This is a genomic window from Paenibacillus sp. 2KB_22, from assembly GCF_052115745.1.
In the GTDB taxonomy this organism is placed as follows: domain Bacteria; phylum Bacillota; class Bacilli; order Paenibacillales; family Paenibacillaceae; genus Paenibacillus.
This window is the reverse complement of record NZ_JBFRHG010000001.1, coordinates 1,324,908-1,340,434: the sequence shown is the minus strand read 5'-3', so window position 1 is coordinate 1,340,434 and position 15,527 is coordinate 1,324,908. Positions and strand designations below refer to the sequence as shown.

Here is a 15,527-nt window from a genome sequence, read left to right as displayed (position 1 = left end):
GTATAGGAGGAATAAGGGTGTTAATTAATTTGAAATCACGCATAGAAGAGCCGGTAGTACAGGAGCTGTTATCTTACTCGGTCTTTCCTGATCCGGATCATCTGAAACGTGCGTTGAAACAATATGTAGAGAATGACGAACTGTATCTGGCCGGATACGAAGCAGAGGAGCAATTGATCGGTCTGATCGGTTATGAGCATACAGGCTCCAGCGAGATTACCATCCACCATATTGCCGTTCTACCGGAGAACCGCTTCAAAAATTATGGTCGGGGAATGATTTCACAACTGCTGGAGAAATACAATCCTGACACTTTGATTGCAGAGACGGATCTGGAGGCCCTGGAGTTTTACCGGAATACGGGATTCGTCGTATATAGTCTGGGCGAGCTGTATCCAGGAGTGGAGCGGTTCCGTTGTGTACTTGAAAAAGAGGAAGATACAGACGAAGAGTAACGCGCAGGTGTTCTCTACTGTCTGGCTAGGAAACAGAACTTAAATAAAGCAGGATGTTGGATTTAGCAATCAGCTGAGTCGGACGTCCTGCTTTTTTTGTCATGTTTAACATGATACCAGGAAAAAAGTATTGCTTTGACAGATTGTTTCATTATAGAATAGTTTCACAGAAGAATAGTTCGTTAAGTGAACTATATATCCAAAAAGGAGATTGCAGAATGAATACACCCGATGCTAAAAGTTTGGTCAACCGTTATTTGGATGCTTCTTTTCTGGTAAACAAGCGGTTTGATACGCGGATACGCGAACAAGTGGGGCAGACCATAACAACTGATCAATTCTGCGCGCTTCGTCTGATTGAGGAGAAACCTTACTGTACACCTTCCGATCTGGCAGAACTATTATGCATAGGCAAGAGCAGCATTACTGCTTTGGTCAACAAGCTGGTGGATCGCGATCTGGTCGATCGTGCAGGGGATGAACGTGACCGCAGGGTCGTATATTTAACTCTGACGGATAACGGGCGACAGGTATACAGGGAGACAGAACAGGAAATACAGCAGATTCTGGAGCCGTATTTGGTTCATTTTACACCGGAAGAGGTTCGGATTTTCATTGAATCTTTTGAGAAGCTGGCAGCTTTGCTAACGCATGAAGGAGGACAGGAGAACGAATGAGAGCGATACTGAAAGCAAGATGGTGGTTAATGGGGCTATGGGTTGTTGTAGCTGCCGTATTGATGTTTACCGCCCCTAACATGAGTGAATTAATCCGGGAGAAGGGACAGTTTTCGGTTCCTGAAGGGTATTCTTCCACCCAGGCTGCAAAGATTCTGAATGAAGCTGCAGCACAAAAAGGAGAACAGCAGGGCAGCCAGATTGCTCTTGTATTCTATAATCCCGATGGTCTGGGTACCACGGGAAAACAAGAGGCAGAGAAGGCTGTTAAGCAATTGGAGGCCGACAAAGAGAAGTTGGGCATTCTGTCCATTCTGGAACCTTTCTCTCAGCCTGAATTGTCCGAGAAGATGATCTCAGCTGATGGCAAAACGATATTAACGTCGCTATCTGTTGATCAGGGAGATCGTACAGTCAAAGAAATGCGGGAAGACCTGAATGAAGCATTGAAATCCGTCAATGTGGAGCACTACATAACCGGTAAAGGTCTGATTGACGAGGATACCATTGAAAGTTCCCAAGAGGGGCTCAAGAAATCAGAATATATTACCGTTGTCTTTATTTTACTCATTCTGTTCCTGGTTTTCCGTTCGTTTGTAGCTCCGTTTGTACCGCTGCTGACGGTGGGGATCAGTTACATTGTATCGCAACAGATCGTTGCATTTCTCGTGGATGGAGTCGACTTCCCGATATCAACGTTTACACAGATCTTTATGGTCGCCGTTATGTTCGGGATTGGTACGGATTACTGCATCCTGTTAATCAGTCGGTTCAAGGAAGAACTGGCTCATCATGAGAATACGTGGGACGCCATCATTGCTACCTATCGTACTGCTGGTAAAACGGTACTCTTCTCAGCACTAGCCGTGCTGGTTGGATTCATTGCGATCGGCTTTGCCCAGTTTATGTTGTACCGCTCTGCGGTTGCCGTAGCTGTGGGTATTGCCGTAATGATGCTCGCCTTGGTGACTATCGTACCATTTTTCATGGCGGTGTTGGGCAAGAAGCTATTCTGGCCGTCGAAGGGTTCGCTTGAACATGCGGAGAGCAAGATCTATGGTGCCGCTGGTCGCTTTTCACTGAAACGTCCATGGGCTGCGCTGCTCATCGTTGCAGCTGTTTGTGTGCCTCTTTTGGCAACCTACGATGGTAAACTGTCGTTCAACAGTCTCGATGAGATTGGCGAGAAATATGATTCAGTAAAAGCATTCAACATTATCTCTGACAGCTTCGGTCCGGGTGAATCGCTGCCGGGTCAGATCGTCATCCAGAATGATGAAGCGATGGATAATGCGAAGTATATGGCCGTTGCCGAGAAAATTAGCCGGGAAGTAGAGAAAGTAGCCGGAGTCTCTGGTGTCCGCAGTATGACACGACCTACGGGTGATGAGATCAAAGATTTTGAAGTTACACAGCAAGTGGGAACATTATCGGATGGACTGGGTGAAGGCAAGACGGGTCTGGACAAAATCCGTGATGGTCTGAGTGAAGCCAGCAGTCAGCTAAGTAAAAATGAACCACAATTAAAAGAAGCTGCCGATGGAGCAGGAGAACTTACCAAAGGGACCTCCCAGTTGCAATCGGGTATCACGCAACTCAGTGAGGGACTTGGGCAGATTGAAAAAGGGATTCGAGATGGTTCCGCAGGTGCGGGTGAATTGAAAGCGGGACTTCAGCAAGCCAAAACGAGTGCAGATCAACTTGCGCAGGCGAATAATCAGTTGCTTGAAGCCTATCGTCAGGCGGGAGCTGGTGTCGCTGCACTGGGGGATGGAACCCGCGAACTGGAACAACAGTTGAACGGGGTTTCAACAGCTCTAACCAGTCTGTCCGAATCCTTCACAGCACTTGAAGAGCGGTATCCTGAATTGCAGCAAGATGCTGATTACCAGCGTATCAAAGGTACGATTGGTGAAACAGGTTCTGGCACAGCGCAGCTTGCGCAAGGTTTGGGTCAGATTCAGACCAAGCTGGGAGAAGCCGCTGCTGGAATTAATCAGGCCAATGAAGGCTTTGCCTCCGCAGCAGCCGGACAGAAGGCTCTTGCCGATGGTCTGGGCCAAATTGTAACGGGAATCGGTCAGTTGCAATCCGGTCTCAAACAGGCTGCTGATGGTCAGGGTAAAGTGATTAGCGAAATTCCTTCCATCCAGGATGGACTTGGCCAGCTTCAGGGTGGTCAGGAGAAAATTCAGCAAGGCTTCTCCGATCTGAGTGGTCAGCTGACACAACTGACAGATGGACTGAACCAAAGTGTCGATGGCATCAAACAGGTTTCAGGAGGATTGGATTCGGCACAGGATTATCTGACCCAACTGCAGAATTCACCTGATTCGGATCTGGCAGGCTGGTACGTTCCTGAAGAAGCACTGAACAGCAAAGACTTCAAACAGGTATTTGATACGTACCTTTCCGAAGATCGAAAGACGATGACGATTGATGTTATTTTCGCCGAAAATCCATACGGAACAGAAGCCATTGATCGTGTTCCTGATATTGAGGCGGCAGTACATCGTGCGGTACAAGGCAGTACGCTTGAAAAAGCAGACATAGCCATAGGTGGCGTTACAAGTACGTTTGCAGATTTGCAGGAGATCTCGAATAACGACTATACACGTACTGTAATGCTGATGTTGGCGGGTACATTCATTATTCTGGTTGTGCTGCTTCGCTCAGTCATTATGCCATTGTATCTAATCGTTTCCTTATTACTGGCTTATTTCACATCGATGGCGTTAACCGAAGTGGTCTTTGTTAATATCCTCGGGTTCGCAGGCATTAGCTGGGTTACTCCGTTCTTCGGATTTGTCATGCTGATTGCACTCGGTGTGGATTATAGCATCTTCCTGATGGACCGTTTCAATGAGAATAAAGGCTTGAAAGTACAGGATGCCATGTTGTACGCGATGAAGAACATGGGAACCGTTATTCTGTCTGCAGCGGTCATTCTCAGCGGAACATTTGCTGCCATGTATCCATCCGGTGTTCTCTCGATGATGCAGATTGCTACAGTAGTTCTTAGCGGGCTGATCTTGTACTCTCTGTTATTCTTGCCATTCTTCGTCCCAGTGATGGTGAAGATGTTTGGCCGGGCGAACTGGTGGCCGTTCCCTAACAAGGAACAGGCGGATTCCGCTGAGTCGGATCGGACCATCGGCATGTAATGTAATGCATTGCAATGGATTAGGCTCTGCCGCGTTATGCGGCAGGGCTTTTTCTTTTTTTACCTCCACAGAGAAGAACGGTCTTATGCAAAAGAAAGGTGCATGCCTAAGGACACCATCCCGCGCCTTGTCTTGCCGCTCATCATAAGATATAGAGCAGTTCATTATTGTTCAGGAAATCACAGCAGAGAGGGGCGACGGGATGGTATATCGATATGTGGCTATAGGAGATTCATTAACGGTAGGTACAGGAGCATTGCTGGGCACCGGCTTTGTTCCTTTATATCGGCGAATGGCGGAAATGAATGTTCGTACATTTGTATCTATGGAAAATATGGGCGTAAATGGATTGACATCGGGGGGCATGTTGCAGATGATCTCTTCGCATCCCCGAGTGCGGCAATCGCTGCGTGAAGCCGATATCATCACATTATCCATTGGCGGGAATGATCTGATTCGTACGTTTAAATCAAGTGGCGGCATACCCAATGCCAGTAAAATGACACAGGTGCTTGGAGAAACCCGCAGCAATGTATCCCAGATCATGAGGCACATTCGGCAGTTAAAGGGCAATAGTGAGTATATGGTCCGATCCATCGGATTGTACAACCCGTATCCACAAGCGACGGAAGCTGCCTACTGGGTGCGCCAATATAATTCGTTTTTGAATGGAGCGGGATCGGGCAACTATGCGTGTGCTCAGGTTTATGACAAGTTTGAAGGTCGTGAGCGTGAATTGTTGTTCTGGGACAGAGTGCATCCCAATGCGAGAGGATATCGTGTCATTGCAGAGCAGCTTAATCGAACCGGATATTATCCGTTCTCTTGATCACTTTGGAACAGAACTAGACCGAGCGATAGACTTCCTTTAAGATAAATAGAAGACCGTTTCATTTTGTGAGATAAAGGGGTTAATTTTTGGTGCAAAATATCGATTCCGGTTCCCTCCATCATTCAGAGCAGCAACGTATATCCGAAGTATTGGCCTCATATGGTTTCACATCGGACTGGTATGGTGAGCGTGGAAAGGGTGGGATGAATAATTCTACCTACATGCTCCATATAGACGGGACGAGTTACGTAATGAGACAATATGAAACACATAATGATCCGATGAAAATCACCTTTGAACACGAGGTGCTGGAAGCACTCCAACATTCGAACTTTAAGCTTGCTACGCCTTCACCTGTAAGACGGTTATCTGGCGAGGGAGATACATTCCTTTCTGTAAAAGATCCCCTCACAGGTCATACCAAAATTGCAACGCTGTTTCATTATCGGGAAGGTGTCAATCCCATCTGGCATAAGCCAGACCAATTATTTGGCCTCGGTAAAGCGGCGGGGGCCCTGTCTTCTGTTATGGCAACGCTGGATATATCCCTTGATCCTGTGTATCCACCGTACTATCGAATTCAGGATGCGTATCCGCTCTGTTCACCAGAACGATTATTACAGCTATGTGCATCGCCGCCGGAGCCATTGGTCGCATGTGCGCATGAGCTGAAACAACTGAGGGATGCTCTGCCAGATCTGTTTGAAGCCCTGCGGGGAATGGAACAGCTGCCGCATCAATTGGTCCATGGAGACGTGAATGCTTCGAATGTATTGGCAGATCAGGAGGATGGTGAAATCTGTGCCATTTTGGATTTTGAATTTGCGACATGGGATTTGCGGGTCATGGAGTTAGCTGTTCCGATGTCTGACCTTCTGACCATGGACAAGAGTGAAGATTGGATGTGGCAGGCACAAGAGGGACTGATCAGGGGATTTCGGGAAAAGGTTAGCCTTGAACGGGAAGAGTTGTTAGCCATTCCTCGATTAATTCTGCTGCGCAGTCTGGATGTGGTTATGCATTTCATCAGTCGCATGTTCGAGGGTACTGATGAGCCGGAAGTGGCTGTGGGTCAGATTGTAAAGCTCAAACAGAGGATGGACTGGATGTCGCTTCATGAAGCTCGACTGCGTGAGATATTGGTATATTAATATCGTTATTATGAATAAAGTGCACTGTTTCTGCTCATACGAGGGCAGAGATCAGTGCACTTTTATTGATCAGCAGAGTGATATATGCAAATTACAGCGCATAGCGGATGACATTACAATCCACGTTTGCGGAACCAACTGCGGACAGCCCAGCGGCGTTCCTGACGTTTCTTGTATTTGGGCAACGAACGATAAACGTTCAACGATTGCTCGTAGGCCTGCTTCGCATCTGCATTACGTCCGAGGGAACGATGAACCGAGCCGAGCAGATAATACGCTTCACTGGAAGAGGAATGAATCTCCTGAAACTGATGCACATAATCCAACGCCTTATCTTCATGCGTATCTTTGAAGGCTCCAGCAAGGGTTAGGTACGGGCGTCCGTACTTGACTCTGGGGTTGATCTCGAGGGCTTTTAAAATATGACGTTCTCCCTGTTCGATGTTACCCAGATGAAGCTCAGTCGTCCCCAGTGCCTCCCAGTACTCAGCTGATTGTTCGTATGGGTGCTCCAGTTCAAGCAATAAGGCATGTGCCTCAGTGTAACGTTTACGCTCAATTAACAGGCGAGCCAGTTCCAGCTTGGAAGAAACTTCATTGGGACTCATGGCAAGCTGTTGGCGAAGCCGGGAGATGTTACGCATACGCTTGAGAGGTTTGGTGAAGCTCGGGAACACCCCAACGTAACGACGATCCAGGAAATACAGGATAACGAGTAAAATGAGGATGGCAATGAACGGATTACCTACAATCCGCCATAGAAGGCCAAAGATAAGAAATTTAATAAGCACAGGTTCAACTCCATTTATGATGTAATCGCATTTCGTACACTTAAAATATATTTCGATTGGTCCAGCGGGTTAACTCCTCTACGTTTGCGAGCAGGGTTCACATCCGCAGGACAATCCTGGTATCCGGCAAATGAAGTGGTAAGCACTCCGCGGCCGCTAGTCTCGGAACGCAGCTTCACCGGATAATCCATTGACGTTGCAAGAGGCATAACTCCTTCAATGATACAACGTCCGCTACCAATGGTGGGGGCTTCGAAGGTTGCGCGCATATGTACCAGATCACTGAGGGCCTTACCGCCATATTCCTCCGGGACCGTTAGTCGGAACTGAAGAAGGGGTTCCAGTAACGTGGTACCTGTTCTCGCTAATCCATCCATGATTCCCATAGGCGTGGCTACGACAAAATCCAGCGGATGCGTATGCCAGACATGATATTCCCCTTCCACCAGTGTGATGCGCAGATCGGTTACTTCCCAACCAAGCATACCTTGAGACAAGGCTTCCGGAATCCGCCGTTCGACTTCATTCTGATAACGTAACAGCAGATCATCGGTCCTTACGGTTGAGGAATAGATCAGACCGCTTCCGCGAGGCAAAGGTTCAATCTTGAAGCGGAGGATGGCCCAGCAAGGCTTGGGCATCGTATAAGCGATGTAACCTTCTCCAGCTTTACGAGGCGTTTCTTTATAGATAACGGATGGTGGATCGAACACGACATCCAATCCGAAACGACTCCGTAACAGACTGGATAAAATCTCAAGCTGAATGGTTCCCATGACCTTGAGATGCAGCTCTCGTTCTTCTGGCAACCATTGCAGGTCGAGCAAGGGGTCTTCGTCGGTCAACTCTTGTAATGCTGCGACAAGATCGGGGTACAGCGCCGGATTCTTGCCATGTACTTGTACGGTCAACAAAGGCACAGCCATCTGTGGCAGAGGAGGTACACCCTCGGGACTGCCAATAATGTCCCCCACATGTGTGTCGCTCAGTCCGTACAGAGCAGCAATCTGCCCTGCGTGAACGGCACCGGTATCGGCCCATTTCCGTCCATCCATACGGCGAATCTGCGTCACTTTCTCTTCAAGTTCCCGCGTCGAATTATGGATGGTGTCACGGTTGTGGAGACTACCACCATACATGCGAACGTAAGCCGTGCGTCCCATTGTGCGGTCACGTTCAATCTTGAACACAACACCCGATACGGGAGAATCCACAGGTTGGGCAGGTGGCGGCAGAAATGCAAGGACCGCGTCCAGTAATGCCGTGACGCCAATTCCTTTGCCGGAAGCACCATAACACACGGGGAAAAGCTCACCCTGATGCACATACCGCAGGAACGCTTTATTCAGATCCCTTTGGGATAATGGAGTCTCATGAATGTAGGCTTCCATGACCTCAGGGTCCAGTTCAGCAAGTATCTCGACCAGACCTGGAATGGATGGTGTGTGATCTGACAGCGTCTCTTGATTATCATTCCATAGGGAGTCGATGCCATGAAATGTATCTTCACGGAGTTGATACGATTGGATTTCGCATGCGAAGGGGGACAGGTTAGAACGAATCTGCTCCATGACTGCTGGGGCAGATGCGCCAATCCGATCCATTTTATTAATATAAATGATGGTTGGGATACGAAGTGTACGAAGGGCACGCCAGATGGCTTCACTCTGGAATTGAATTCCCTCTACTGCCGACAGAATGAGAATAGCACCGTCCATCACCCGAAGTGTTCGCTCTACTTCAGAGCTGAAATCAATATGTCCAGGCGTATCAATGAGGTCAATGATGGTGTTCTTCCAGATCAGAGAGGTCATGGCAGCCTGAACGGATATGCCACGTTCCTTTTCAATGTCCAGTGAGTCTGTGGCTGTTGTTCCGTCATCTACACGTCCCGGACTGCGGACGACACCACTTTCAAATAACATATGCTCAGTGGTTGTTGTTTTCCCCGCATCCACATGGGCGAATATGCCGATATTCCTGCGATTCAGTTCATTTAACATGGAATGCTAAGCTCCTCTGACAACGGAATGCAATGTTTCCGACAAGTAATAATCCAGATTATCATACCACATCTACCATATGGAAGAATATGTGGATATATATGATTAAAGCGGGGAGCTACGCCCAGGCTGGTTCTGTTTTAACATCAACTGTTCATGGCTCTGCGGTAAGCTGCGGGAGTAGTACCGGTTAGTTTTTTGAATTGACGGTAAAAGTGGGGCAGACTGTCGAACCCGCAAGCATCGGCAACGGCTGCCATCGTCTCATCGCCTTGCACCAGATGCTCTTTCGCCATAATGACCCTTCGCGCTAATGCGTAATCTGTTAGAGTCATGCCCGTGTATCGTTTGAAGGCACGACTGAAGTGGGCTGGTGATACTGCAGCATACTGAGCCAGTTCATGCAGGGAAAGGCCATTCCGAAGGTTATCGTCAATATGAGAGATCGTAGAAGAGAGCCATGAGGGACCTGGAGCAGATTTACCCGGGTTTGCAGGTCCCGTAGCTTCCAGACGTTCCAGAAAAATGAGCAACAGTTGTAGCCGTAACAGGGCCGCATGTGCGCTTAGATGATGTCCGAGCTGGAATTCGGTCTGAATATCATCAATAAGGGCTGCCACCTGTGATTGCTCCTCTGTATTGAGATGTCTCTTATACACTCGTTGTCTGCGACAACGTTCAAACAGGCTTAACAAGGAAGAAGCAGCGCCTCCAGCAGTCGATGCCAGCAATCCCGGGCTGAAGAACAATGCGGAAGATGTAACAGGATTCCCTGCATCCGGCAAGGCTCGATGAACCGTGCTACCCGGTATAATGAACAGATCGCCTTCCTGCATATTTTCAAGTCCTGTATCAATAAAGATACTTCCCTGACCCCGATATACATAGATAATTTCATGCCAGTCGTGAAGGTGATCTGGTAATTCGTTCTGAGGGGATTTGGTGTCACTGTACACCAGGCGGAACGGAATACCGGATTCTGCCTGAATAGTTGTACGAACAGGTGAACGTTCCATAAAGACTCCTTTCCAGACGATGGTCTTCAATGAGATGTCTTACCTGGTCATTAGAGAGTATATTTACCGCAATATAAGCAATTTAATTTCCTTTTATTGATGATACAATGAATTTAAAGCGTTTACAATAAAAGGGTGCAGATCCTCTGAACTGCATTCCGACAGTACAAATAATCGATGAGGTGAGTGTCCATGTCGGCAAGCACGAAACGGCCAAGGTTGAAGCTGAATTTACTGGGGAGCGATGGTCAGCGCAAGTGCAAGGAGATTATGGAGCGTCCCGTGAAGGTTTTGCAGATCGGAGAAGGTAATTTTTTGCGGGGATTTGCAGACTGGATGCTTCATGAGAGTGCCAGACAAGGCAAATTCCATGGAAGTGTAGCTGTTACCCAACCACGACCGGGAGGCAAGGCCAAGCTGGAACAGATCCGCGATCAGGATGGATTATATACGATGATTACGCGAGGTCTGTCTCAAGGGAAGCCGGTTGAGCGGACAGAGTTGATCTCCATTTTCTCACAGTGTATTAATCCGTATGAGGAATGGGATGCCTTTCTGAACTTGGCGGAACTGCCTTCACTTGAGTTCGTTATTTCTAATACAACCGAATCAGGATTGAAATATACGTATGCGGACTATATCGAGGGTGAACCCGTTCAATCATTTCCGGGGAAATTAACCGTTTTCCTGCATCAGCGATATTTGAAATTTGATGGTGATCCATCCAGAGGTTTGATTCATCTGCCATGTGAGTTGCTTGAAGGCAATGGTGATGTGCTGCGCAGTTGTGTTCTTCGGCATAGTGAGGATTATGGGTATTCTGATGGTTTCCGCTCATGGATCGAGAACCATAATCACTTCCTGAACAATCTGGTAGATCGAATTGTCACAGGTGCGCCGACCCAAGAAGAAGCTGATTCCCTAACGAATCGCTGGGGGTATGAGGACCAGCTGATTAATACGGCAGAGCCATATCATTTTTGGGCCATTCAGGGCGATGAATCATTGGACAAAAAACTTCCTCTCAAACAGGCAGGTCTCAATGTACATTGGGTGAAAGATCTGAAGCCTTTCCAGATACGCAAGGTTCGTATATTGAATGGGGCACATACCTTAATGTCCTCCCTTGGCATTCTGCAAGGCAAGCAACATGTGAGAGAAACGATGGAAGATCCACATTTTGGCTCATGGATCAGGGAAGCTGTGCATCAGGAGATCGTGCCTGCCCTGGATATGCCCGATCATCAGTTGGACCAATATGCGGAAGAAGTCTTCGAACGCTTCCTTAACCCGTACATTGATCACAAATTGCAAGATATTGCTTTGAATACGATCGGAAAATTCAAGGTTCGTGTGCTGCCTACACTTTTGTCTTACGAGCAAAATCAGGGAAGTTGGCCAGACCGTTTAATTCATGGATTTGCTGGATTATTGTGTCTCTATCGTCCGGTAAATACGCCAGAAGGTTACAAGGCACAACGACTGAATGGGGAAGATATTCTGCTGCGGGATGACCCCGATGTTCTTGGTGCTTTGGCTGCATACTGGGACGGTTATGATACGCTCAATAGGGATCAGAAGCAACTGGATAACCGGCTAGCGGCTGTGTTGTCGGATTCCCTGATCTGGGGCGAAAATCTGGATGCAAGAGAAGGACTGCGAGCAGCACTTGTTAATGAAATCGGTTTGTTGGAAGGTGAAGGGAAATGAACACTACAAGTACAATCAATGACTGGATTGCCATTCAACCACAGGATGACGTCATTATAGCGCTTCGTGACTATGCCAAAGGAGAACAAATTACACTGCCAGATGGTGTTTCTTTTAATTTGGTGGATGACGTGCCCAAAGGGCATAAGATTGCTGTGCATACGCTGGCACCGGGCGATGATGTGATGAAGTATGGTTTCTCCATCGGGATTGCCAAAGAGAAGATTGAGCAGGGAAGCTGGATTCATAGTCACAATCTGAAGACGGGTCTGCACGGATTGCTTGAATATGAGTACCAACCGGGAGTCCAGATTCAGACGGACATGCCTCCGGAACATCTGCGTTCATTCGATGGATATTTGCGTCCCAATGGTGAAGCAGGTATCCGTAATGAGATCTGGATTGTCAATACGGTCGGGTGTATCAATAAAGTGTGTGAAGCTTTGGCACGTATGGGTCAGTCCCAGTTTGGAAGCCGGGTAGATGGTGTATTTCACTTTCCACATCCATTCGGGTGCTCACAGCTTGGTGATGATCTGAAGTATACACAACAGTTGCTGGCCTCTTTGGTGGAGCATCCGAATGCAGGAGGTGTGCTTGTCATCGGTCTGGGCTGTGAGAACAATCAGGTCGATGAATTCCGTGAGTGTATTGCTCCGGAATACCGAGGCAAAGTACGGTTTCTTAAAGCACAGGAAACGGATGACGAGCTTGAGGAAGGACTTCGCCTGATGGAAGAACTTGTGGAGATCGCCGAACATGAACAACGGCAGCCGCTTCCGCTCAGTAAACTCAAAATTGGTTTGAAGTGTGGTGGTTCGGATGGTTTATCTGGCATTACAGCCAATCCGCTGGTCGGAGCGGTTGCTGATATGTTGGTTGCTGCCGGGGGGACGGCTATTCTGACGGAAGTTCCGGAGATGTTTGGTGCGGAGACGATCTTAATGAATCGTGCTGCCAATGAGAAGGTATTTCACGATTTGGTGGATCTCGTGAATGGCTTCAAGCAATATTTTGTGAACCATGGGCAGAACATCTATGAGAATCCTTCACCTGGTAATAAGGCTGGTGGCATCACAACGCTGGAGGAAAAGTCACTTGGATGTACGCAAAAGGGAGGACGTTCTTCAGTTGTTGACGTTCTGCGCTATGGCAAACGTGTAACTCAAACCGGTCTGAACATTGTAGAAGCACCGGGTAATGATCTGGTGTCTGTTACGGCGCTGTCTGCAGCAGGTGCACATATCGTGCTCTTCACAACAGGGCGCGGCACTCCTTTCGGAGGTCCGGTACCTACCGTCAAGATTGCGACTCAATCCGATCTTGCGAATCGCAAAAAACACTGGATTGACTTTAATGCAGGCCAGCTGTTGGAGGGGCAGACGATGGATGAGGTCAAAGTGCAGCTGTTCAGCCAGCTGATTGACATTGCTTCTGGACGATCACATACACTCAGTGAGCAGCATGGATTCCGGGAGATTGCCATATTCAAGGATGGCGTGATTCTCTAAATCCATGCTGGATGGAGAGCGTTATCGTCTGAGATGCATTATAAGGTGAACCACAGCCAATTCCGGTTGAAATTTGCACGACAACCGGAATTGGCTTTATTTAGATTCCACGGATGCCAAGTGCTTTGGTAATACTTGATAATGCGGCGGAAGATGCGTGTTGCTGCAGTTGCGTAACCAGCAGTTCACGTGCTTCTTCTACGCTGCCTTCAAATGGTTTAATGCCATGACGTTGCATCCAGTGACCTGCGGTCTCATATGCGGAGCTATTCCATGCGACTTTGCCTTCTGCAAGCCCCTCTTTTTCTTTGGTTCCACTGATCACAATGGCTGCACAGCCCTGAAGGTCCAGTAGCCCGCGGTCAAATGCTTTTTTATCCTCTTTTGCCCCGAAACCGGCTTGTGATCGCAAGGCACGTCCATCGATACCTTCCTGATCAGCAACTAACGCATGGAGTTTAAACGCTTCACGGGAGAGCACTCCCGCTTCATACTGCTCTTCAATGGTTCTGGAGTCGGAAAGCAGTCGGTGTACCCAAGGGAAGTATTCAAAAGAGACAAGAAGCGCTTTCTTTTTGACGAATTTTCCATATGCAGCAATGCCTTCTTCAGCCAGGCGTGAACGCCATAACCAGGGATCGAGTTCATCATCCTTGTGCCAATGTTCTTTGGGGGTTAGCGATGACAGAGAAGGATATTCGGCAAAAAGTGGTGCCAGAGGCAGCAGCCCTATAGACTGGATACGCTGTACTGCTTCTTCGTATGTTATAACGGGTTCATATGTCATGATATCAGCAGGCTCCTTTTAAGAAGTATGATAAAGCGATTATTGGGTTGAAGCAAGATATCTTCGGCTCACTTCCTCGGCATGCTGACGAATCTCGTTGCGAAGTTGGAGAGGTTCGATCACTTCGGCCTCACGTCCCAATCGGTAAAAGAATCGTACGGCCCAGTCCCATTCTCCTGGTGGACAGAGAAATGACAATTCCCAGAGATCCGGGGCAATTTCGGTCATCTTTTCACCGATATGCTCGTCCTGTTCGGCTTCAACCATTCCCCGATAACTCAGTTGCACCCTAACCAGGGTTGGTGGTTGTTCTGGAAGGATCGGCTTGTTGCGCTGTTGCTCCGCCTGTTCGCTTAGTACCTGTGCATCCTGTGGCTCGATCGCCTTGACATCCATAATTCGGTCGACCCGGAACAGGCGCTGTTCACCATGTTCGATGGAATATGCTTCACAGTACCAGAAGCCGGAGGATGCATATACCCGAGTGGGACAGATATGCAGCCATCGGTGACGCGATACGGAGCGGTACAGTACACACAACCACCCTTGTTCAGGTATGCAGGCCAGCAATGGGTCGAGGTGATGAAGAATGTAATTGCGATCTGGAATATGATGGTGCAGCTGTTTGAGCATGGGATCAATTCGGGCCATGATATCATCCGGAATGATGGCTTTAACTTTGTTCATCAGGGTCCAGCGTTTCTCATGAAAGGGCGTGTCGGCGTAACGACTCAGACCCTCAAGAGCGAATATGAGCGTTGCTGCCTCTACCGGGTCCAGCTGTAATGGGGGCAATACGTAACCTTCCATTAGACTGAACCCACCTCCCGGACCGGAAATGGCAATAATGGGCACATTCATCTCGGAGAGGGACTGAATATCCCGGAGGATTGTGCGACGGGAAACTTCGAATTTCTCGCCTAATGAGTGTGCCGTTTCGTGACCATGCTGTAATGCCATTACGATGGCAGCAAGCCGATTTGTTCTGTTCATGTCAGCCACTCCGTTTCGATCTTTGCGCCGCCGGAAAGTGATGCCGTAGTTATAATTCTATTCTAACAACTAATAAGTGACATCATGTGTGTCACCAATATTTCAGATGTTCATCATTTTATATTAGCTCAGCAACAGGGTTCACCAGCATGTTCCGGCAGGCATTGTTAAAATGTGTGTCTCGTCCAATTCGCTTTTCATAGTGATATTTCCTTCTATCAAAAAGACCACAGATAATGCCAAAAACCCGCATCCGGTGTAAACGGATACGGGAAGTAGCAGCTTTTAGCTTGCAGAAGACGATAAAGGTATGAAATCTATACCAATATCCTCGCTGAAGACAATAACAAGCACAAAAAGAATGAATATGTGACACTTTGTATCAGGGGTATTTCTTTATCACATTGTGTTCTTACCAATGATTCCAATGAAGCGAA

Annotated in this window: 12 protein-coding genes; 7 read left to right on the top strand and 5 right to left on the bottom strand. The window is 47.9% G+C overall.

Translation table 11 applies throughout. The features are described 5' to 3' along the window. The first annotated feature begins 17 nt into the window (after positions 1 to 17). From AB4111_RS05730 to AB4111_RS05710, 5 genes are all read left to right on the top strand, one after another. Complete coding sequence (locus AB4111_RS05730; RefSeq protein ID WP_253433589.1) at positions 18 to 455, top strand: GNAT family N-acetyltransferase; 438 nt, start codon at positions 18 to 20, stop codon at positions 453 to 455. A gap of 218 nt (positions 456 to 673) precedes the next feature. After that, entirely contained in the window at positions 674 to 1,132 is a 459-nt protein-coding gene (locus AB4111_RS05725; RefSeq protein ID WP_253433592.1) for a MarR family winged helix-turn-helix transcriptional regulator, read from the top strand. Beyond that, entirely contained in the window at positions 1,129 to 4,296 is a 3,168-nt protein-coding gene (locus AB4111_RS05720) for an MMPL family transporter (protein WP_442030790.1), read from the top strand. Before AB4111_RS05725 ends, AB4111_RS05720 begins: the two co-directional genes overlap by 4 nt. 202 nt (positions 4,297 to 4,498) lie before the next feature. Further along, positions 4,499 to 5,125, top strand: coding sequence for a GDSL-type esterase/lipase family protein (locus AB4111_RS05715; protein ID WP_442030789.1), 627 nt, complete (start codon positions 4,499 to 4,501; stop codon positions 5,123 to 5,125). A 92-nt stretch (positions 5,126 to 5,217) separates the two neighbouring features. Further along, on the top strand, positions 5,218 to 6,279 hold the full coding sequence (locus AB4111_RS05710; RefSeq protein WP_442030788.1) for a phosphotransferase: 1,062 nt from the start codon (positions 5,218 to 5,220) through the stop codon (positions 6,277 to 6,279). 113 nt (positions 6,280 to 6,392) lie between these two features. On the opposite strand, the gene AB4111_RS05705 is transcribed toward AB4111_RS05710, so the two are convergent. The 3 genes from AB4111_RS05705 to AB4111_RS05695 form a co-directional block, all read right to left on the bottom strand. After that, complete coding sequence (locus AB4111_RS05705; protein ID WP_442030787.1) at positions 6,393 to 7,070, bottom strand: tetratricopeptide repeat protein; 678 nt, start codon at positions 7,068 to 7,070, stop codon at positions 6,393 to 6,395. Between the two features lie 14 nt (positions 7,071 to 7,084). Continuing rightward, complete coding sequence (locus tag AB4111_RS05700) at positions 7,085 to 9,073, bottom strand: GTP-binding protein (RefSeq protein WP_442030786.1); 1,989 nt, start codon at positions 9,071 to 9,073, stop codon at positions 7,085 to 7,087. Between the two features lie 146 nt (positions 9,074 to 9,219). Further along, positions 9,220 to 10,089, bottom strand: coding sequence for an AraC family transcriptional regulator (locus AB4111_RS05695; RefSeq protein WP_442030785.1), 870 nt, complete (start codon positions 10,087 to 10,089; stop codon positions 9,220 to 9,222). Between the two features lie 192 nt (positions 10,090 to 10,281). On the opposite strand from AB4111_RS05695, the gene AB4111_RS05690 reads away from it, so the two are divergent. Both AB4111_RS05690 and AB4111_RS05685 read left to right on the top strand, forming a co-directional pair. Beyond that, positions 10,282 to 11,799: a tagaturonate reductase gene (locus tag AB4111_RS05690; RefSeq protein WP_442030784.1), complete on the top strand. Its 1,518-nt coding sequence runs from the start codon at positions 10,282 to 10,284 to the stop codon at positions 11,797 to 11,799. After that, positions 11,796 to 13,310: a UxaA family hydrolase gene (locus tag AB4111_RS05685; protein ID WP_442030783.1), complete on the top strand. Its 1,515-nt coding sequence runs from the start codon at positions 11,796 to 11,798 to the stop codon at positions 13,308 to 13,310. Before AB4111_RS05690 ends, AB4111_RS05685 begins: the two co-directional genes overlap by 4 nt. Before the next feature lie 100 nt (positions 13,311 to 13,410). Here AB4111_RS05685 and AB4111_RS05680 read toward each other — a convergent pair whose 3' ends face one another. Further along, positions 13,411 to 14,097: an AlkZ-related protein gene (locus tag AB4111_RS05680; RefSeq protein WP_442030782.1), complete on the bottom strand. Its 687-nt coding sequence runs from the start codon at positions 14,095 to 14,097 to the stop codon at positions 13,411 to 13,413. A gap of 39 nt (positions 14,098 to 14,136) precedes the next feature. After that, entirely contained in the window at positions 14,137 to 15,090 is a 954-nt protein-coding gene (locus AB4111_RS05675; RefSeq protein ID WP_442030781.1) for a helix-turn-helix transcriptional regulator, read from the bottom strand. Positions 15,091 to 15,527 lie beyond the last annotated feature (437 nt).

Excerpts from the sequence above, each read along its gene's own strand:
- AB4111_RS05680 (WP_442030782.1), bottom strand. The coding sequence starts at position 14,097 with ATGACATATGAACCCGTTATAACATACGAAGAAGCAGTACAGCGTATC.
- AB4111_RS05675 (WP_442030781.1), bottom strand. The coding sequence starts at position 15,090 with ATGAACAGAACAAATCGGCTTGCTGCCATCGTAATGGCATTACAGCAT.
- AB4111_RS05715 (WP_442030789.1), top strand. The coding sequence starts at position 4,499 with ATGGTATATCGATATGTGGCTATAGGAGATTCATTAACGGTAGGTACA.
- AB4111_RS05685 (WP_442030783.1), top strand. The coding sequence starts at position 11,796 with ATGAACACTACAAGTACAATCAATGACTGGATTGCCATTCAACCACAG.
- AB4111_RS05690 (WP_442030784.1), top strand. The coding sequence starts at position 10,282 with ATGTCGGCAAGCACGAAACGGCCAAGGTTGAAGCTGAATTTACTGGGG.
- AB4111_RS05720 (WP_442030790.1), top strand. The coding sequence starts at position 1,129 with ATGAGAGCGATACTGAAAGCAAGATGGTGGTTAATGGGGCTATGGGTT.
- AB4111_RS05725 (WP_253433592.1), top strand. The coding sequence starts at position 674 with ATGAATACACCCGATGCTAAAAGTTTGGTCAACCGTTATTTGGATGCT.
- AB4111_RS05695 (WP_442030785.1), bottom strand. The coding sequence starts at position 10,089 with ATGGAACGTTCACCTGTTCGTACAACTATTCAGGCAGAATCCGGTATT.
- AB4111_RS05700 (WP_442030786.1), bottom strand. The coding sequence starts at position 9,073 with ATGTTAAATGAACTGAATCGCAGGAATATCGGCATATTCGCCCATGTG.